The 20,127-nt window shown below is 41.6% G+C and carries 14 protein-coding genes; 6 read left to right on the plus strand and 8 right to left on the minus strand.

The window, feature by feature from the left end; all coding sequences use genetic code 11:
* Positions 1–81 precede the first annotated feature (81 nt).
* Positions 82–2,262, minus strand: coding sequence for an ExeM/NucH family extracellular endonuclease (locus tag AB4153_RS11340; RefSeq protein ID WP_371997465.1), 2,181 nt, complete (start codon positions 2,260–2,262; stop codon positions 82–84).
* Between the two features lie 240 nt (positions 2,263–2,502).
* On the minus strand, positions 2,503–3,954 hold the full coding sequence (locus AB4153_RS11345) for a S10 family peptidase (protein ID WP_371997525.1): 1,452 nt from the start codon (positions 3,952–3,954) through the stop codon (positions 2,503–2,505).
* Positions 3,955–4,287: 333 nt separating this feature from the next.
* On the opposite strand from AB4153_RS11345, the gene AB4153_RS11350 reads away from it, so the two are divergent.
* Both AB4153_RS11350 and AB4153_RS11355 read left to right on the plus strand, forming a co-directional pair.
* Positions 4,288–5,256: a phosphotransferase gene (locus tag AB4153_RS11350; RefSeq protein ID WP_102527465.1), complete on the plus strand. Its 969-nt coding sequence runs from the start codon at positions 4,288–4,290 to the stop codon at positions 5,254–5,256.
* A 191-nt stretch (positions 5,257–5,447) separates the two neighbouring features.
* Positions 5,448–6,887, plus strand: coding sequence for a methyl-accepting chemotaxis protein (locus tag AB4153_RS11355; protein WP_102527464.1), 1,440 nt, complete (start codon positions 5,448–5,450; stop codon positions 6,885–6,887).
* A 126-nt stretch (positions 6,888–7,013) separates the two neighbouring features.
* Here the strand turns inward: AB4153_RS11355 and AB4153_RS11360 are convergent, their stop codons facing one another.
* Positions 7,014–8,390 carry a hypothetical protein gene (locus AB4153_RS11360; RefSeq protein ID WP_371997467.1) on the minus strand — a complete coding sequence of 459 codons (1,377 nt, stop codon included), beginning with the start codon at positions 8,388–8,390 and terminating at the stop codon, positions 7,014–7,016.
* 182 nt (positions 8,391–8,572) lie between these two features.
* Complete coding sequence (gene pmbA, locus AB4153_RS11365; RefSeq protein WP_303513691.1) at positions 8,573–9,916, minus strand: metalloprotease PmbA; 1,344 nt, start codon at positions 9,914–9,916, stop codon at positions 8,573–8,575.
* Positions 9,917–10,164: 248 nt separating this feature from the next.
* Between pmbA and yjgA the strand changes: the two genes are divergently transcribed.
* The 4 genes from yjgA (at position 10,165) to AB4153_RS11385 (ending at position 15,180) form a co-directional block, all read left to right on the plus strand.
* A complete protein-coding gene (yjgA, locus tag AB4153_RS11370) occupies positions 10,165–10,698 on the plus strand; it encodes a ribosome biogenesis factor YjgA (RefSeq protein ID WP_303513688.1) in 534 nt (177 codons plus the stop codon).
* 24 nt (positions 10,699–10,722) lie between these two features.
* On the plus strand, positions 10,723–13,284 hold the full coding sequence (locus AB4153_RS11375; RefSeq protein WP_371997468.1) for an Ig-like domain-containing protein: 2,562 nt from the start codon (positions 10,723–10,725) through the stop codon (positions 13,282–13,284).
* A 246-nt stretch (positions 13,285–13,530) separates the two neighbouring features.
* On the plus strand, positions 13,531–14,427 hold the full coding sequence (locus tag AB4153_RS11380; RefSeq protein ID WP_303513681.1) for a LysR substrate-binding domain-containing protein: 897 nt from the start codon (positions 13,531–13,533) through the stop codon (positions 14,425–14,427).
* Positions 14,428–14,679: 252 nt separating this feature from the next.
* Positions 14,680–15,180, plus strand: a complete 501-nt coding sequence (locus AB4153_RS11385; RefSeq protein ID WP_102527458.1) for a hypothetical protein — start codon at positions 14,680–14,682, stop codon at positions 15,178–15,180.
* A gap of 120 nt (positions 15,181–15,300) precedes the next feature.
* Here the strand turns inward: AB4153_RS11385 and AB4153_RS11390 are convergent, their stop codons facing one another.
* The 4 genes from AB4153_RS11390 to AB4153_RS11405 are packed head-to-tail and all read right to left on the minus strand — an operon-like array spanning position 15,301 to position 20,096.
* Positions 15,301–16,440, minus strand: a complete 1,140-nt coding sequence (locus tag AB4153_RS11390) for an ABC transporter permease (protein ID WP_371997470.1) — start codon at positions 16,438–16,440, stop codon at positions 15,301–15,303.
* Entirely contained in the window at positions 16,437–17,639 is a 1,203-nt protein-coding gene (locus AB4153_RS11395) for an ABC transporter permease (protein ID WP_371997473.1), read from the minus strand. The genes AB4153_RS11390 and AB4153_RS11395 overlap by 4 nt, the downstream gene beginning before the upstream one ends.
* 47 nt (positions 17,640–17,686) lie before the next feature.
* A complete protein-coding gene (locus AB4153_RS11400; RefSeq protein ID WP_371997474.1) occupies positions 17,687–18,661 on the minus strand; it encodes an HlyD family secretion protein in 975 nt (324 codons plus the stop codon).
* Positions 18,651–20,096 carry a TolC family protein gene (locus AB4153_RS11405; RefSeq protein WP_371997475.1) on the minus strand — a complete coding sequence of 482 codons (1,446 nt, stop codon included), beginning with the start codon at positions 20,094–20,096 and terminating at the stop codon, positions 18,651–18,653. The genes AB4153_RS11400 and AB4153_RS11405 overlap by 11 nt, the downstream gene beginning before the upstream one ends.
* Positions 20,097–20,127: the final 31 nt, after the last annotated feature.

Below are 20,127 nucleotides of genomic sequence, written 5' to 3' on the forward strand. Positions count from 1 at the left end.
TATCTATCTATCTATCTATCCAATAAAACCAAGCAATAAAATCAAATACAAGTCACGCCTGTTGTTAAGCTATCATGTTCATTAAACAGTGAGCCGTCTGCTCTTACGGCCAAACCCTAATGCGGATAACAATAATAAACCTAAAAAGCTTAAACTCGCGCCAGCAGCCTTATCTTTAATCACTGCCACATTAGATGCTTGCACCTCAGGGTATGACAGAGCGATGAGCACAGGATCGTGATCAGATGAAGAGTAAACATTGTCAGACTTAGCCAGCTCTCCAGTATATTTACTGCTATATTCAAATAAGCTCGATTCAACGGCATTAATATGCCAATCTTCAATCGCCACTAACCGCGCTGCTAAGCTTAAATTACCTAAGGCGTGGTCTAAGTTGCCCAATTCACCACGATAACTGTACGAGTATGTAGCAGGCCCATGTGCTTGGGTGTTTAAGTTGATTAACCCATAACCCTTATCAATCACGCGCCCTTGTACATCATAGTCAACGCCATTTAAACTGGTGTTTGAGGCGGTTTTTATCACATGTTTAGTCAGGCTGGCATCATAGTCAGTTAACACGACTAATGGATCTTCTTTGCCATAGGCATTCAAATCACCGATAACCAGCACATCTCCGTCTAAGTCTGTTATCGACTCAGCAATCACCTTGGCGGCGGAAACACGAAACGCATTACACTTTCCCTGTAAATCCTCAGGTTCTGAATCTTCATTAAAGCTTAACCAATCTTCTAAACAGCCTGAGCCTTTAGATTTAAAATGGTTAACTACAATAGTCAGTTTTTGATCATTAACCTTGAAACCTTGCATCAAACTGTGACGTTGATATTTTTTATAAGCTGGATTCAACTCTTTTACGCCATCTTTAATACGTGAAACAACGCCCTCTTTCACGTGTTGTTCAGGCGTCGCGATAACCTTTGCTAGGCCATCTAAAGTGACCACAGCAGGTCGATATAATATGCCGACAGCAATCGCATCACTGCCAACCAAACCATTGTTGTCAGTCACTTCGACAAATTGATAAGCAAGCTCAGTAGGCTGTTTGTCATTTAGCGCAGTGACTAAGTTTTGAATTGCACTTAATTCACCAAAACCATTATTTTCAACTTCCATTAAGCCAATAATGTCAGCATTCATTGCCGCCATCGCATTAATGATTTTTGTTCGTTGCAGCAGCATTTCTGACTCTATCTTGGCGCCGCGATTGTGACCTAATGGATTAGCATCACCGCCGAATGGACTGTTAAAGAAGTTCAGCACGTTAAAACTGGCTACACGTAAATCACCTTGATTCGCTATCGCTGGCGCCGCGCTGCGATCCTGATTGCGAATAAAATCGCTGGCACTGATTTCGTTGATTGGCATAAAGCGATATTTGTCGTAGCTATAACCGATGACCCCTTCAAAATTGATCAATGTATCCCCGATGCGAATATAACCATTCTCGGCATTAAAACTTGGAAAGTACGGTACCTTGCCATGGTCAGCTTTATAGTCTGATTCAACCACCAGCTGATTACTGATGTTGGCTTTATTTAATGCTATCGCCTCAGCAGATAAAGGCGCATAAACCTGAGTGGCTTTCATTAATGGCGCTTGATGGGATAGCACCATATTGTTGCGATAAGAGTCATAATCAAGACTGAATGAACGTGTGACTGTCATGTCACTTTTAGCGGTTAACACCAGTTTCATGCCTTCAAATCGTTCAAGGGCTGGAGCTAAGCTTTGACCCTCTTTTACCTGCAATGGAGTAGCCGCTATCTCACCAACTTGATTACCGAGTTTATATTTTTGCTGGGGCTCAAGATTGATTTGGGTAAAACCTGAGTATTCTTGTACTTTACCTGTTACGCAGATTTCCATTCCTGGGACGATTTCAGCTGGCGCAGAAGCGCCCCAATGGACAAAAATACCGTCAGATGTCAAAGGTGAACCATCACCTAGTGGATCTTGAATAAAGAAGCCTTTATATAATCTTTCCGCTCTAGCTGTGACCACACCTGTGGTGGTGATTTCCTTAACGGATTCATTGCTTTGCGCAGTAACAAATGGACTAGTAGAGCCTGTGCCTTGGATCTGATAAATCGGGGTGATGTTTTCAACGTCACACAAAACCTCACTCGCCATTGGCGTTTTAGTGATAGCCGCTTTAGTGATAACCGATTTAGCTTGTGCCAACATTGGCATAGCCAGAATGATAGGCAACGACACCGCAGATAATATGCTCACTCTCATTTTACATTCCAATTTATTATTTTTTATGCTTATTGATGCAATATATTCAACAAGGACTAGATCAAGCACTAGCTGAAGAACTAGGTCGCTAATACATTGAACAATATTACTAAACAGGTTGATTTGATAGATAAAAAAGGAGCCGAAGCTCCTTTTTTATTATCACTTAATTACTTAATTTCTCATCGCTAATTGCTAATTGCTCAATAAGTTCGACAATCTGTTAGCAAGCATAAGCAGTTAATATTTTGCAGCCTCATTTTCTTTTGGCATAGTCGCTTCAATAAACTCACGTAAATCTTGATTAGATTGCTTTAAGTCTTCTGAACGCAAGTACATCATATGACCGCTACGGTAGCCTTTAAAACTTAAACGGTCTTTCATTTTACTGCTTGGGTCAAGTTGCCACATGCTGTATTTAGCATCAAAATAATTGGTCGCACCATCATAATAACCAGCTTGCACCATCACATTTAAGTATGGATTTTGCGCCATTGCCTGACGTAAGTTTTCGCCTGTTTTATTATTGGTACGATCCCAAGGGTGTACATTACCTAACATGTAATACTTGATATCCGTTTTATAATTTAACTCTTCACGCATGTAAGCATTAATCGCTGGGGTAAACGAGTGCAACCATGAGGTTAACTCCGCATTGTAATCAGGGCTGTCACCCACATCCTGCTTATCAATACCCAGGTAACGCGAATCTAAACGACCTACCGTTTGGCCACGCTCTCGAAGTAACGCCTTCCAAAAAAAGCGTGTCGATACATCAAGGTTAGATTTAAGTACTTCATCCACACTCAAGCCTGAAAAATAAGCCACTTTTTCAGCTATTTTCTGCTTGTGATCAGGCGCGATAAAGCCACCCATGGCTAATGCAGGAATATATTCATTAATCGTAAACGCTTCAACTTCTGGTAAAAACTCGGTTAAATCAGCATTTTGTAATTCTGCAGACAAGGCCTTGTGATACCAAGCCGCCGCCGCAAAATACGGTAGGCGATTAGCCGATTTAACAGGCCCTTTACGCTCAATACCTATGTCTGTCGGTGACACTAATACCACACCGTTAAGATACATCCATTGACGGTCTTGTAACTCTAATGCCAAACCAGAGACACGAGTTGTACCGTAGCTTTCGCCAATAAGGTATTTAGGCGAGCGCCAACGTTCATTGCGACTCACAAACGTATTTAGCCATTCAGCCAAATACTTAATGTCAGCATTCACACCAAAAAACATTTTTTGTTGTTCATCTTTGCTTGGCATCTCGCCATCTTTATTGGCCAGTACTCTTGAGTAACCAGTGTTAACAGGGTTTACGTAAACGATGTCAGCAATATCAAGAATTGAATGAGGGTTCGCTTTTACCCCGTATGGTTGCAACGGATAACCTTCTTCATCAACATTAATCGCACGCGGGCCTGTGTAACCAATATCCATCCATACCGATGCAGAACCTGGTCCACCATTAAATGAAATCAATAAAGGGCGTTTCGCTGTGTTACGCACATTTTCACGCTGGTAATAGGTGTAGTTAAGGGTTGCCACCGCATCGCCATTTTCATTCCATACTGGTTGGGTACCTACCGTGGCGGTATAGGAAAAACTATTACCATTCACTTTCGTTTTATGTTCTGTCACCACGGTTTCATCAACAGCGATTTTACGACTGTGCTCAGCCATAGATGATGAGCGAGTGTTGTTAGTGTCGTCTTCCGCTAAAACTGAGGTTGTCGCCAATAGGGGGGAAAAACAAAGCAGCGTCGCTGCGAGGGTAATAGCCTTCATACCGGTTCTCTTTTTTATTAATCTAGGGTATTTGTGTGCGTCTATTAAATGTCCAAATGTCTCACAGTGCAATCAAAGTGTTATCCTATGGGCAACTTCAACACAACAATTACCTATAACCAACTAATTTTAAAGACTTAATAAAATTAACAATAATCGTAAGCAAACGTACATTCACATTTTATTTTACAGTATCAGCTGAATTAATGACTGCCTAGGAAACCCTTTATGAGCAAGACACTACAATCCTGGCAACAAGCCAATTGGCCGCAAACCGCTCAGCGCTGGACTGAAGCTGAGTTAAGCAAACAAAACATTCGTTTAATCGATGAATTACAAGTTGTTAAAACGTGGGCTTTGGGTCATGTACTCAAGCAATCAACTGGCTCAGGTGATACTTTCTTTAAGGCCACGGCTTTCTTACCTTTGTTTTCAAATGAGGCTAGTCTATGTTCAAAGTTATTTGAACTGTTTCCACAATATAGCGCTAAAGTCATCGCATTCGACGCCCATCTGCAATGGATGTTAACCGAAAGTTTTGGTGAGGCATTTGTCGATACCGTGCCGCTTTGTGACTGGGTTAAACCTTTTACTGAGTTCGCCAATCTACAATTGGCTTCTGTTGACCACATTGAAGAGTTAGAAGCGGCTGGCTGTATTCGTCGTGACATTACCCAATTACCAACACAGCTGCAGCGCATTTTTAATGATAAGGCCATTATTTCTCGCTTCCCCCAAGATATTGACCTATCTACTGAACGCCTAAGCCAAGTACTCAATAAGCTCAAACAATCTGTCACAGCATTAGCCGCTTATCAGTTGCCTTCTAGCTTGGTTCATAGTGATTTACACATCGAAAATATTGCTCCACGTAATGGCGTAAAAGAACACTTTACCTTCTTTGATTGGAGCGACGGCTGCATTAGTCACCCTTTTATCGATGGCACTTACTTATTTAGAATGGATGACAGTGAGGGGAAGCAACAAATTATTGATGCTTACTTAAATCAATGGTCAAAATATGGCTCCAAAGATGAATTAAAACGAGCATGGCAGCTTGCTGAAAGTATTTGCTATGCACATCAAGCTGTTTCGTATGCTGGAATGCTGCATATTTTGTCAGAGCAACAAACACCAGATTTAATCCATGCATTTGAAAATGCTTTTAGACGGTTTTTGTTTAAGGTGATGAATTAATAATGATAAAAAATCTAAAAAAAGACCTTGTTTACAAAGAGGTACAATGAAACAACTTTTAGTTATGTTGTTTACAGCAACCACATGTAACAAATCGAATAAAAAAGAATATATTTTGTCAAAAAATCGTATCCAAACCGATCAAGCTGCTCTAGAATTTGGTTAATTTCCATCATTTAAGTGTCGGCACTATGAAGCAAGTTGAATTTCGTAATATTGATAAGCTTTTTATCAAAATGTCTATTAACGATAAGTTCTGGGCTATTTTTGCACTCTTTTTACTGATTATCGGCAGTGTGTCGGTTAACAGTTATTTCAATAGCATTAACCAAATAGAACAACACTCTATGACTGTGCTGACAGAAAAAGTCACCGCGACCGTTAATGCGCTTGAAGCCACAAACCAGTTAGACCAAGCAAGTAGTGCAGGTTTATCTGTGTCTGATTATAATCAACAAAACCAGCGTAACGACAATAATATCACTGCTGTTGTCCAAGCTAATGGCCAGTATTACTCATTAAACCAATCAGTTTATCAACTTGAAAATGATGCTAAACAAGATGCATTTTATAGCTTGTTACTGTCATTCTTGTGGGTGTTGCCATTTGCATTGGTGATTTATTGGAATGCGACCTTCATTGGGGGGGCGTTGTGGGTACTATGGGATACCACAGCTAAAATTGGCAAAGGCGATTTAACTTCGCGCTTAGGTTTCCATCCTGGTCGCGATGAATTTGGTACTATTGGCTGCGCACTAGACCAAGCAATGGATACATTAACTGAATTGGTTGTTACGGTTAAGAAAAGTGCTGACACTCTACATACAACATCAAGCTCCTTTGCAGATGAAACCCAGCAAAGTGCAGACCAAATCGATCAGCAATACATTTCATTAGATTCAGTTGCAACTGCAATGGAAGAAATGACCGCGTCATCACTTGAAGTATCAAATATTGCTAAAAATACCACTCAGCAAGTTGAGCAAGATTCTGAATACACTAAGCAGAGTTATACTCGGGTGAAACGTGCGATTGAAGAGATTCAGCAGTTATCGACTTACATTGAAAAAACCTCAGATTCTGTTGGTAGCCTGAAAGAGAATGCCACTAAAATTAATGAGGTGATCACCACAATTAATGCCATTTCTGAGCAAACGAATTTACTGGCATTAAATGCGGCAATTGAAGCCGCTCGCGCCGGCGAAATGGGTCGCGGTTTTGCTGTCGTTGCCGATGAGGTGCGTACCCTTGCAAGTCGCACACAATCAGCAACTGTTGAAATCCAATCTATGATTGAGCAGCTGCAATCTGAAACGCAAAATATTGATAGCATTACTCAAGATACCGTTAAGCAAGCGCAAAGCAGTAGCGACTTAATCACTAATATTGGGACTGATGTGAACGCCATTGCTGAGTCATCGCGTTCGATTATGGATATGAGCTTCCATATTTCAACATCGTCTGAAGAGCAAAGCGCAGTGGCTAATGATATTGCTAAAGAGTTAACGGAAATTCGTGTTAAATCAAACACCATCCGCGATCTTGCAAGCCAGTCTTCAAATGGTGTCGTTGAACTATCTGCCGCATCAGCTAATTTGGGCAGAATTTTAAGTAACTACCAAACAGCTTAAAGGGCGCTTTATGTAAATAAGCCCTCTTTACAGATCACTAGAAATGAAAATGCCGATATTCAACATATCGGCATTTGTATTTATGGGGTCTTATGTTTTACATTTTACTGAATAAACATAAGAGTTTTATAGCTGATGTAAGGTGTAGCCAAACTGACTTTCGCTGTCTTTGGTTAATACAAAGCTATAGTTAGTATCACCATCAAACGTGATAAGGTCTGACTGATATAGTAAGGTTTGGGTGCCATTATCAGATTCATACACCACATTGATTTCATAGTCATCTTGAGGCATAACAAGGCTTTCTTGTTCAGTAAAATCAATATCCTCAATCGTGTATTCAGCTGATTCAATGGTTTCCGTGCTATTAACAAAATACACAGTTAAGTCATCATAATCTTCTGATAAGTTCGCCACATCAACATTGTATTCATAAGCTCTTGGGCGCATGTCATGTTCGATCACCATACCTTTGATACTGTCATCTTCTTGGTACAACAGTAAGGTGCGGATATCATCTTGGTTAAAGGTCACTAACACGTTATCCAAGATAACTTCACTGGTATCGGTATTAGTCACTGTTACGCCATAGTCATTAAAACCCGTTTGCTGGAAGTCGCTAACAGTGAATGGCGTAATATCATGCAGATAATGCGACTCTAGCTTACTCACCACATCGACATTTAGCGTGATGTCTTCAAGGCCATTAAATACCCTGAAGTCAGCGGTAGAATCAATATTAGTATAAGTAACTGGCGTCGATGTTGAGTCCACACTGTCTAGCGTGACCTTTAAATCACCCGAGCCAAAACTGTTACGCAGCACAAATTTATAAACAGTCTCAGTGGTTAAGCTCATACTTTCTGTGGTGTAAACCACGTTATCAGTCCCCTGATCAGTTAAATAGATAATATATTCATCGGTATCTAACATCAGCTCAGTAGTGTAACCACGGTATCCGATACTGCCTAACATTGTCGCATCTTGATATTCATCGCTGTCTAGCGAAATATAAGCGTCATAGGCCATATCTTCAGACGTAACATTGGCTACCAAGACCTGCATTTTACTGTAATCTTCATCGTCATCATCATCATCATTCATATCATCCATATCGCTACGTTCGTAGCTAATGTCTAATAATTCTGGCGATTGATAGTCTCCATATAAAACAAATAAATGATTATCTTCATTACTGAAGCTCATATCCTCACTATAAATCGTGACCGTGTCTTCATTTTCATCTTGACCATATATTTCCATTGCCACGCTACCTGTATCGTAGCCATATCGCGGCATGGAATCTCCAAATTCAATATAACTGTATTCATAATCATCTAACACTAGCGACGTGGCAGTACTGTTCGCTGAGGCATTATAATATTGCACATACGCAACGGAATCTGAGTCATCATCACTATCACCATCAATAGAGTCGCACCCCATCAATGACACACTTCCCAAGCAAACCATCATCAAACTGCACACATTTCTGTTAAACATATCTACTCCGTTAACTGTTTAATTACATTCTCAAGAGATAGGACAAAGCGTGGATGTAATTGACCGTAAAGAAGTGTAAAGATAAGAAAGCCAGCGTAAAGGGGTTAAATATCTGAAAGTGAGATACAAAAAAGCACTGCTGGAGCAGTGCTTAATAAGGTTTATGTTTTTGCTTAAGCAGATTAGCTACCTGCGATTTTCATCTCACTCAGTAAGATACCGCCGGTACGGATTGAAGAACGTAAATCTTGATCCTTAGCAACCGCTTGCACGCCCATAAACATGTCTTTTAAATTACCAGCGATAGTAATCTCTTCCACTGGGTATTGGATTTCACCGTTCTCGACATAAAAGCCTGCTGCACCTCGAGAGTAATCCCCGGTCACCATGTTCACGCCTTGACCCATCACCTCAGTGACAATTAACCCTGTACCCATCTGTTTAATAAGTTCATCAAAGGTTTGCCCAGAGTGACTTAAAGTCCAGTTGTAAATACCACCAGCATGGCCAGTATTAGGTAGAGATAACTTACGTGCAGAATAACTGGTCAATAGATATGTTTCTAATTGGCCACGATCAATGATTTGACGTTGCTGAGTTGCCACACCTTCACTGTCATAGTTTGCACTTGCAAGTGCGCCAACCATATGCGGGTTTTCTTCAATACTAAACCAATCAGGAAACAGTTGAGTATTGATAGAATCTTGTAAGAAGCTTGATTTACGGTACAAGCTACTGCCGCTAATCGCACCAATCAAGTGACCAATCAGGCCTGTCGCGATTTCAGGTGAAAACAAAACAGGTAAGTTCGATGTTGGGATTTTACGTGCGTTAAGACGGTTTACCGTCTTATTTGCGGCTAATAATCCCACTGACTCTGGCGTCATTAATTCGTTATATTTACGGGCAATAGTGTAATCATAATCGCGTTGCATATTGCCATCAGCTTCTTCACCAATCACCACACAACTTAAACTATAACGCGAGCTGCAATAGCCATTTAAGAAGCCATGGCTATTACCGTACACTTTAGCAGCGGTATGTGCATTAGCCGTTGCTCCGTCTGAATGTTGCACTCGCTCATCAACCGACAAACTGGCTTCCTCAGCGCGAATGGCTAGCTGAGCCAGCTCGTCAGGACTGATATCTTGTGGATGATATAAATCTAGATCGCGAATGGTTTGCGCCATTAGATCTTTATCCGCTAAGCCGCTAAATGGATCTGATGAGGTATATTTTGCGATGTCATTCGCTGCTTTTACCGCTATAGCAATCGCATCTGGACTTAAATCTGATGTTGATGAGCTGCCTTTACAACCATCTCGGTAGACTGTAATACCTAAAGCACCGTCTTTATTAAACTCAACGGTTTCAACTTCTTTCTCTCGCGTTGAAACCGACAGTCCTTGTTGTTTGCTAATGGCAACTTCAGCAGCACTCGTGCCTAATTTTTTTGCATATTCTAATGCTACAGCAACGGCATCTTTTAACGCCGATAATTCAGTATCAATATTATTGGTAGACACAAACTTACTCTTCAGTTTCCATTGTTGCGCCTAGCATATCAAATTCAAAACTGTATTGATAACCAACAAAACAAGGATTTAGCCCCACAAATAGGGTTAAATAAACTAACCTTTAGTTATCGTGTTGAATTATCACTTAATGAGTGCAAATGTGTTTTAAAGTAAATCGTCTTCTTAACGTATATTCAGTGGCCGCGATAGCCTCTGAAGTGTTATTATTCGATGATATTTATTAGAGGTTATTTACTATGAAAATTGTCGGCGATTCAGATCACTTCCACCAGCCATATGACAATGACGATGATTACGTCAGCAGAACAGAATTCAAGAAAGAAAGCGAAGATGCACAAGAGCTAGGCATGCGCCTTATTGCTTTAAGCAAATCGCAACTAGACAAAATTGGTTTAGATGAATTTTTGTATGATGCTGTCTTAAAAACTAAAAGCATTAAACAGAAAACTGAGGCATACCGACGTCATCTTCAGTACATCGGTAAATTAATGCGCGGTTTTGAGCACGAACCCATCATTACAGCACTAGATAATGTGTTGAATAAAAACAATAATGAAACTGCTCAAGTGCAGATTATTGAAAAACTTCGTGCCCGTTTACTTGAAAATCCAAACGAAGAAGTTGAAACATTACTTGCTCAACATGAAGCATTTGATCGTCAAAAGCTGCGCCAACTTATTCGCCAATCAATTAAAGAGTTAGCCAAAGGCCCTGAATCAAAGTCTCATAAAGAATTATTCAAATACTTACGCGCCGGTTTAGCTGAATAAAATTTACTTACAAGGATGTTGCTGATGCTACTAAAAAAAATAATACATGCACTGCCTTTATCAATTGCTTCACTTGGATTACTCGGGTTACTTGCTGGCTGTAATGGCCCGTCTGATGACAACGACAATGGTGGTGGAGAAGATGGAAGTTATAGCATTAGTGTTAGCTACCAAACAGTTGTTAATGGACAATGTGATGCCGATACCGACTCACTGACATTTGATATCAACGAAAGCTTTTGTGCGGTAGCTCAGCTTAAACTTTCCAATAGCAACGTCAGTGGTGCCATTGTCAATTTTACCCCTGACTTTGGTGAAGCCAGTGCTGAGAGTAAGTTAACTGACAGTGATGGCCTCGCGAGTGTATTTATTAGCTCTACGAGCAATGCCGTTGGTGCGGGCACTTTGATGGTATCGTTCAATCCTGATGATGCCGATAGTGTCAGCGCAAGTAAAAATTATCAGTTTGAAGATACCAATACCGTGCCTACACCGGATACCATTTCAGTTACAGCAAGTATCACTCAAGCAGGTCAAACAGTCACCCGCTTTAAAATTGATCAAGCTGTACTGCTGACAGCCAGTGTAATGGATGGTGCTAACCAACCTATCGCAAATCAACTGGTTAGCTTCCAAGCAGGTAATGCCAGTTTATCACCTGATAGCGCACTCACTACAGCTGAAGGCATTGCGAGTATTAGTTATACCGCTTCAAGTAGTGAATTAGGCGCCTATACCTTAGTCACCAGCACTGAGTTTAACGATGAAACAATATCTGGTACCAGTGATTATGAAGTATTAGCGGGTGATGAAGTGATCCCTGAGGGCACTTTAAAGTTTGGTTTTATTGATAACTCAGACCCTGACGCAGATGTGTTTATTGAAGGTAAATTAGGCTCAACCTTAACTGCCGATGCTGACGGTAATTTTATTATTGGTGCAGGTGCGAGTTTTGGGGTTTATGCTGATGTTATTGTCGAAGCAGCTGACGGGACATTCGAGCCATTACAGAGCCCAGTAAGCGTATCATTCACCTCTGATTGTGTAACCAATACTGATGCAGCTATCGACTCTCCAGTGGTTACATCTACAGGTACAGCAAGCTCAACTTATCAAGACTTAAGCTGTAGTGGTAATAGTGTCCGAAGTGAGCAAATTGTTGCAACAGCACTGATTGGCAGTGAATCCTTCAGTGCAAATTTTGATTTTTCATTAGAGCGTCAAACACTCGGAAGTCTTAGTTTTGTTTCTGCAGACCCGACTCAAATCCGCATTAAAGGTGCTGGCGGGACTGGCTCTACCGAGACTTCATTAGTGACGTTTTTAATTAGCAGTGCTAATGGCCAACCTATAGCACTGCAAGATGTAGACTTTAGTTTAGATACTATTGTTGGCGGCTTAAGCTTCTCAAATGGCAATACCACTAGCCAAGCAACCAGTAATTCTGATGGTTTAGTCTCTGTAACGGTTCAATCGGGTACTATTCCGACGCCTGTGCGTGTTTTAGCATCAGCCACAGATTCAGGCGATACCATAACCACTCAGTCTGAACAACTCACTGTTAACACAGGTCTGCCTCAACAGCTTGGATTTAGTATCTCTCCTTCGTTATTTAACCCAGAAGCGGGCAACAACAATGGTGAAGAGGTCACAATGACCGTGTTTGCTTCTGACAGTTTCGGCAACCCAGCTCCTGACGACACCACTGTGAACTTTACTGCTGAAGGTGGACAAATACAGCCTTCTTGTTCAACAGTTAATGGTAGTTGCTCTGTCATATGGACATCAACTGACCCGCGCCCAACCGATCACCGTGTAACTGTATTAGCCTATGCGCTGGGTCATGAAACCTTCTTTGATACCAATGGTAATAACATTTTTGATGATGCTGATGGCGGCGTAATCACAGATGCTTGTTTAGATGGAGTAGGAAATGCCATTGCCTGTACAGGTAATGGTATGGACCGAGAAACCTACCATCAAGGTGGTTTCAGTGACTTAGGTGATGCCTTCAGAGATGATGATGAATCCGGGTTTCGCCGTGATGGTGAACCTTATTTCAATACTACAGGTGATACTTACAACGCCCATTGCGATGTCATTGACTGTGTGAACCCATTTAGTGGTGATGGCATGTTCAATGGCCCACAATGTGAAGGTAGTTTATGTGGCGAAGACCAAGCAAACAAAACTTACATTCGCGCCGCAACGGTATTAACCATGTCAGGCTCGGGCGCTACAATCATCACCACTGATGTTGATAGTAATCCGATCAGCGATTTAACTTTAGCACCAGAAGCCATGAGCACTATTTTTGTTGAATTATATGATAGTGCCAAGCAAGTCTTGCCAGCAGGAACGACACTAACCGTTACAGCAACCAATGGCGCAATCGACTTCAATGGTTATACCGTACCAAATAAAACCTGCTACAGCTTTACCGATGCAAGCCTTGAATGTAATGAAGTGGCGACTCGATTTACCTATACCGCATCTGATGAAGTTGGCCAAGACACGATAACCTTAACCACAACCACACCTGCGGGATTAAAAACTGAAGTATTTTTCAGTGTGACAGTTGAATAAGTTTATTCATAAACGGCTAAGTTAGTCGTCAAATCGTTCAAATTAAAAGTTGAAATATTGTACAAAAGCCTGCTCATGCAGGCTTTTTTATTGACTGAATTCAGCGACCACACGCGCACCAGAAAAGTGCAGACGCTCAATCATAAAGCGAATTACCATTCACTAACATACTAAACCATTGAATTTTATCGCTTCAGTATTGGCTTAGCATTTGCTTATATATTTTTTTAGTTAATTGAGAACACCATGTTACCTTTACATACCTCACTTCGAGGTTTGCGCTGTTTTTGTGTAGCCGCAGAGTGCCTAAGCTTTAAAGAAACTGCCCATCGACTTTTTCTCACCCCTTCAGCGGTGAGTCACCAAATCAAACAATTAGAAGAAAATTTACAACTTTCATTATTTAAGCGTCAAACTCGCTCAATAACCCTCACAGATGATGGCAGTCGTTTCTATCAACAAGTCGCGCCATTAATGGTGCAATTATCAGAAACGGTCAACCAATTCAATCAACAAAAAAGTATGCAAGAAGTGAGCATTTCGATGCCTGAATTTTTTGCCAGTGAGCTGTTTGTGCCACAACTCGTCGGTTGGTCAACAGAGTATCCACATATCAACTTAAAGCTAGAAACCGTAAAAACTCGCTCTGCACAAACCGCCCAAACAGATCTATCCATTGTGTTATCCGGCACTCGACATAACAGTGAACATTCATACCAACTCTTTCCACTTAACTATGTTCCTGCTTGTAACCCCATTTTATATGCCCACATTAAAGATAAGGGACTGGACGCTTTATCAGAAACACCATTAATCGTTCACCAAGCAAGACCCCACTCTTGGGAGCAATGGGCTGAAGCTGCTGGAATACATAACTTTAAAGCCAAACAAATAATCCAGTTAGACAGCATGTTCAGCGTTGCACGAGCCACAGAACAAGGCTTAGGCATTGCCCTTATTCCCCTACCTATCAGTCAAAAGTGGTTTGATAATAAAAGCTTAGTTGCTTTATTTCCCCAAACACTCAACAGCCGAGATAACTATCACCTCATTCATCACGGCAACAGCCAGCCTAATGTAGACGTTCAACAGTTAATTGACTGGATTGTCGCGCGATTTAATTTTCAAAATAAGCCGCTATAGAACCCTAAGTCGTGTTGTTCATTTTTACTGCGTTATCGGCTTTTATGTAGCATGGCTACACCACAAAGCCTCTGCCTTATCTAAATGAACAACAACTCGCTGCAAAAACAACTGTGATAGTTCAATACGCCCTAAATATCGATAAGTGAAAAAAACTCACTTATCGATCCAATTATTCTCGTTTGTCAGCTATCACAGTTTTGCCTAAATTAGCGATGTAGCAACCGCTACTACCTATAAAGGAGTATTGAAATGAAACATTCTAAACTGACCTCAATGATCGCTGCTAGTCTATTAATTGCTTGTTCAGGAAGTGTTTTTGCTGCAGCAGTAGAAACCACAAGTTACAAAATGGTGTTAATTGAAAACATGCCAGGTGTGGACGCCATTCAAGCGGGTGATCTTGTTGAAGGCATCGCATTAACCAAATCAGCTAAACGCTCTGCAATCGATACTTATACACGTAACCTCAATTTATGCGTTGGTTACACCAAAATGTCTAAGTATGAAATTGCCGAAGAAGCCTGTACTGAAGCAGTAAAAATGGCTGTTAATGCAGACAAGCTACCATCGATGCAAATGCGCGCATACGCCTACAATAACCGTGGTGTGATGAAAGTATTAGCCAATGACAATACAGGTGCCTTAGAAGACTTTAAAAAGGCAGCTAAAGCCACTCATGAGCCAATCTACAAGCAAAACTTACTTCGCCTAGAAGCTGAACTTAACAACGCTGAAACGGGAACTTTATAATTTGGAAGACGATCAACAGCGACAGCAAAGCTTAATAAAGCTAATTAATAATACTGAGAAACCAATAGACATTGCGCTTAAGCCAATGTCTATTTTTTTATGGATTTGAAAGGATGTGTTCTACGCCAAATCACTCGGTAGTCTGCGCTTTACACCTATGTAAGCCAGCAATAAAAACAAAGCAAATAATACCCACATTTGCAGCCATTGCGGCAACACAGTCACCCAGTCCGCCCCCATTTGATTTAATTCTAACATTCCTAAAATGGCGGGTACTGCCGGGATAACTTGTGATAATTGCACTAACACATCTGGGATTAATGCTAATGGCCAAACAAAACCTGACACAAACAAGATTGGCATTGAAACTAACAGCAGCACTTGGGTCGGTAGCTCACGCTTAACAAACAAACTGCTTAAGGCGATACCACAAGCTGCAGTCGACAATAAAAAAGGCAACATGAACAAACTGACTTGGGCTAATGTCGCCTGCACACTGACATCATACCAATAGAAACAATAGCCTAGATAAAAGCTTGAAAACAGCACATAGATAAGACTAAATACCGTTAATCGAGCACCAATTAAGGCTGCTGGGGAAACCTTATTCCAGTAACCTTTTTTACGCCATTGCCCTGCCCCTAAAATCCCCGTACCGATCAACAAGGTTTGATGTAAAATAAGTAAAAATAACCCAGGCACTACATAGGGTGTGTAGCCTAAACTGGGATTAAATGCTGGAACACTATTAATATTGACTGAATTTAAGCTTTGCTGAGCTTGGATAGGGTTTTGGCCTCGAGCCAATAAACCCACCATTTGAATTTGCTTACCCGCATCCATGCCGGCGCTAATGAGACCTTCTGCAATAGCTGAGTAAATCAAAAAGTAGCTCGCATCACCGCCGTAACTTAAGGTGGCACCTTTACCGAGTAATAGGTTGCGTCTGAAACCTTCAGGGATCACCAATAAACCGTGAGCTTTAGATTCTGAAATCCATTGCTCTGCTTCATGAATACTGCCAAGTTGCGCCACAATGTTAATTTTAGGGCTTGCATCGGCGTGCCTGAGTAATTGCCTGCTTAACGATGAATTGTCATGATCAACCACCACAACCATCTGCTCTGTTGGCACCTGATTTAGATAAGGTAAGGGATATAAAACAGAATAAAATAACACCCCACCAAACATGGTAACGACTATCGCTTTATCAGCTAATATCGCCTTAAACTCGGCAAGTAATAATTGTAGCCAACTCATAAGCTAGCCCCTTTATTATTACCTACAACAACTGATTCATCAGGTGACTGAATTTGGCTTTGTTGATTCGATAATTGCTTGCTACTGATCATTCGCTCAAGCGCCCAGGCCAGAACCAACACAATCAAAAAGTACCCATAGGATAAGAATTGCTGCAATACTTGCGGTGTCTGTGCCCCATAGCTAATCACGCTTATATGAGAATCAATATAGTGGCTAGAAGGCATAATCAACCGCCACCACTGAGCTAATTGCGGCATATCATTAACAGGGAATGTCACTCCCATAAAGGCAAATGCTGGCGCAAACAATGCAGTACAAAAGCTAACACTGCGGGCAGGCTCACGCATTAATAAGAACACCAAAATGACTAACGTCCAAAGCGCGAGAAGCATCATCACTAAAGCCATCACTAAAAGGCTTAAGGAGCCCGCAACAGGTAGGTTCAGATAACCATATAACCATGCAAGAATGAAACAACCATGAAGCAGCATAATCGGCGTGTAGAAAAGAACCTTACAAACGACTTGTCGCCAGAAATCACTAGGCAATAAATAACTATCACCTTTGTTGATTAGCGTACTATTTAACGCATTTACAAACGTCATCATCGCAATCAGTTGTAATAGCGCAATCAACACCGGTGGCACTAAAAAGCCCACATAATTGTTGTTACGGTTAAATAACGCTGTTGTTTGACTGGTGACAGGGCTTAAGTTGACGGCCACAGAAGCCCGATTAACTCCGCTAAGGAGTTGATTCATGCCTGCAACTTCCATTAATCCAGCCCCTAGACTCATTTGAAGCTGGCTAGATAACAGCTTACCCACCAATAAAAATTGGCTGTTATACCGAATATCAACGGTAGGACTACCACTGGTTAGCAATGACTTTTTAAACTGATGAGGAAACAAAACCAGCGCATAAACTTCAGCTTGCTTCATTGCAGCTTCTGCATCCGCTAATTGCGCATAAGCAATAGGTTTAATAACCGAGTTGGCTGTTAAATTGCGAGTTAACATACGGGTTAATTGGCTATTGTCCTGATCGACCACAGCCACAGGAAGTTGCCTTGGCAAACCTGCACTAAACAGCCACCATAAACACAAAATACTGATAAGCGGAATGTAAGTCACCAAGGCAAGTTGCCAAGGCGAGTGCCATAAACGATTAAGTTCCTGTTTTAGTAAAGCCCGCATTTTTGCACCTTAACCTCTAACGACACTTTAACCTCTAACTAAAAATGCTAATCAACACTCAATAGCACTGACATACCGACTCTTAAATCAGCAATTGGACGATTCGGAAGCAGCTCCACCTCAAAGGTGCGCATATCAAAATCGTGGCCACTTTCAGTGGAGCGCCAAGTGGCAAAACTGCCCATAACGCTAATATGTGAAATGGTAAATTCTTCTGTCACATTTAACGCAGGGATCGTTAATGCCACTGTTTGACCTTGCTTAAAATCAGCTAATTGGTCTTCACGCAGTTGCATTACCGCCCACGCATCAGAAATATCAATCAGGCTAACAACAGGAAAGCCGCTTGGTGCTAACTCACCCGCTTGCAATAACACTTCACTGACCTCAGCCACCTTAGGTGAGCGCATTTGGCTATCAGCTAAAATAGCACTGACTTCTTTAACAGCGCCCTCTGCCATACGTGCATTACCCGCAGCTGCAGCTTTCGTTTCAACTCGAGCACCTTCGTCGGCCATTTGATACATAGCTAATGCAGCTTGCTCAGTATATTGCGCCGCTTTCCATTGGGTGAATGCTTCATCTCGCTTTTGTCTGGCGACCACGCCTTCATCAAACAAGTTTTCCACTCTTTGATAGGTTGTGGCCATTAAGTCTGTTGCCGCTTTCGCTTTTAACCATTGCTCTTTAGATGCTGTAACTTGTTGCTGACGCGCGCCATTATCTGCTTCTTGTTGCATGGCTTTAGCAGCATCTCGTCCGCCCTCTGCTTGCATCAGTTTTGCATCTAACTCAGGGCTGTTAATCGCAAACAATAAATCCCCAACTGCCACTTTATCGCCACGTCGAACCATGACTTGCTCAACTCGTCCCGGCACCTTAGATGAAATGTTGTATTCTCGCGCTTCAATTTGCCCTTGTAATACCGTTTCTTTTGGCTCAAATGCTAGTTTTAGTCCGTAAGCTAATGTGCCTAGCAGAAAAATAATTGCGATAACGGCAATAACTCGATTAGCCCGCATGTTGCTGCTCCTGTAATTGGGTTCGACCAATGAACTCATCTAATTGGCCACTGATAGCCATTAATCTTGCGTAAGCCTGTACATAACGATATTGCGCCCCTAATTGCTGAGTTTTCACCGCGCTGAGTTTAAGCTCTGCATCGACTCGATCAATTGAGGTGGATAGGCCTTGATTAAAGGCTAACTCTCGCAAACGCAGGTTTTCTGTTGCCAACGCCAAAGATGTATTTAACGCTTTCACTTCTTCATCGGCTTGTTGTAATTGGCGATAACTTTGATCAACCAATAAGCTTAAATCCTGTTGTGTTTGAGCTTTTGTATACTTGGCTTGTAACAATGCGCTTTGTGCTGCTTCCACTTTGCCACTGCGGCCATCACGACTAAACAGTGGTACATTGACGCCAACGCCTACCATCCAGTCTGGTTCAATCAGTGAAAACAAGCTGTCATCTTCATACAAGGTATAGTTACCGTATAAAAACACAGTCGGGTGATAACGCCCCTTCTCTAGCTGAATGAGGCCACTCGCTTGTGCTTCTTTGGCTTCAAGTAGTTTCAGCGCAGGATGTTGAGTTAACGTTAGCTGACTTAAACGCGGCAACGAGGGAGATTGAGGCAAACTGAACAATCCAGAAGTGGGATTAGCATCGGTGAGCTGCAGCATTCGCGATAATGCAATTTGCGCCATTTCATGTTGGCGTTTTGAGCTACCTAAATTTACTTTGGCATTTTCTAGTGCCACCTGAGCATTCAATCGCTCAACTTTGGCAATCTGACCTTCACGCTCTAGTTTTTGTGCATGAGATTCATGTTCAGCGAGTGAATCAACTAATTGCTGATTGGTATTTACTAAGGTTTGCGTCACCGCTACGGCAAAATAGCGATCCACTAACTGAGTGAAAAGATCTCGCGTTGTTAATGAGTATTGATGCTTTTTCTCTTCGACATGGGCGGCATGAATACCTTGAGCAGCTGTAATTTTACCACCGGTATAAATCGGCCACATCGCTTGTAAGCTAGCGCGAAAAATATCTTGTTCAGTAAACGGCGTGACGAACATTGAACCAGGGATCGCCGCTAATGCTTCACCTAATGCCGGTGGTAAACCCGAAGGATCAATGGCAGCTAGAGGGTTAAGATCACGCAAATCAAGCTCGATCGGCTTTTCTAAACGGGTATAACTACCTGCAAGATTCAGTGAAGGCAGATTCATATCTTCGCCAGCACGCTCTTCAGCTTCAGCACGACTGACTTCTTGAGATTGGGCTTTGAGTTGGTCGCTGACAGTTAATAATTGCTGCCACGCGCTATTGAAGGCAATAGGTTCTGCTACAACAGGATGGGAAAGCGCACATAACGCAAGCAATGACGGCAATGCAGTTCGTCTTTTACTTGAATCAAACATACTCGAACAGAAAACAGCTAAATGCCTCATTAACTTCATCCTTTAAGTAGAGTAATTACTC

Source organism: Shewanella sp. 10N.286.52.E4 (assembly GCF_041468785.1).
GTDB lineage: Bacteria > Pseudomonadota > Gammaproteobacteria > Enterobacterales > Shewanellaceae > Shewanella > Shewanella electrodiphila.

Excerpts from the sequence above, each read along its gene's own strand:
- AB4153_RS11340 (WP_371997465.1), bottom strand. The coding sequence starts at position 2,262 with ATGAGAGTGAGCATATTATCTGCGGTGTCGTTGCCTATCATTCTGGCT.
- AB4153_RS11345 (WP_371997525.1), bottom strand. The coding sequence starts at position 3,954 with ATGGCTGAGCACAGTCGTAAAATCGCTGTTGATGAAACCGTGGTGACA.
- AB4153_RS11350 (WP_102527465.1), top strand. The coding sequence starts at position 4,288 with ATGAGCAAGACACTACAATCCTGGCAACAAGCCAATTGGCCGCAAACC.
- AB4153_RS11355 (WP_102527464.1), top strand. The coding sequence starts at position 5,448 with ATGAAGCAAGTTGAATTTCGTAATATTGATAAGCTTTTTATCAAAATG.
- AB4153_RS11360 (WP_371997467.1), bottom strand. The coding sequence starts at position 8,390 with ATGTTTAACAGAAATGTGTGCAGTTTGATGATGGTTTGCTTGGGAAGT.
- yjgA (WP_303513688.1), top strand. The coding sequence starts at position 10,165 with ATGAAAATTGTCGGCGATTCAGATCACTTCCACCAGCCATATGACAAT.
- AB4153_RS11375 (WP_371997468.1), top strand. The coding sequence starts at position 10,723 with ATGCTACTAAAAAAAATAATACATGCACTGCCTTTATCAATTGCTTCA.
- AB4153_RS11380 (WP_303513681.1), top strand. The coding sequence starts at position 13,531 with ATGTTACCTTTACATACCTCACTTCGAGGTTTGCGCTGTTTTTGTGTA.
- AB4153_RS11385 (WP_102527458.1), top strand. The coding sequence starts at position 14,680 with ATGAAACATTCTAAACTGACCTCAATGATCGCTGCTAGTCTATTAATT.
- AB4153_RS11390 (WP_371997470.1), bottom strand. The coding sequence starts at position 16,440 with ATGAGTTGGCTACAATTATTACTTGCCGAGTTTAAGGCGATATTAGCT.
- AB4153_RS11395 (WP_371997473.1), bottom strand. The coding sequence starts at position 17,639 with ATGCGGGCTTTACTAAAACAGGAACTTAATCGTTTATGGCACTCGCCT.
- AB4153_RS11400 (WP_371997474.1), bottom strand. The coding sequence starts at position 18,661 with ATGCGGGCTAATCGAGTTATTGCCGTTATCGCAATTATTTTTCTGCTA.
- AB4153_RS11405 (WP_371997475.1), bottom strand. The coding sequence starts at position 20,096 with ATGAGGCATTTAGCTGTTTTCTGTTCGAGTATGTTTGATTCAAGTAAA.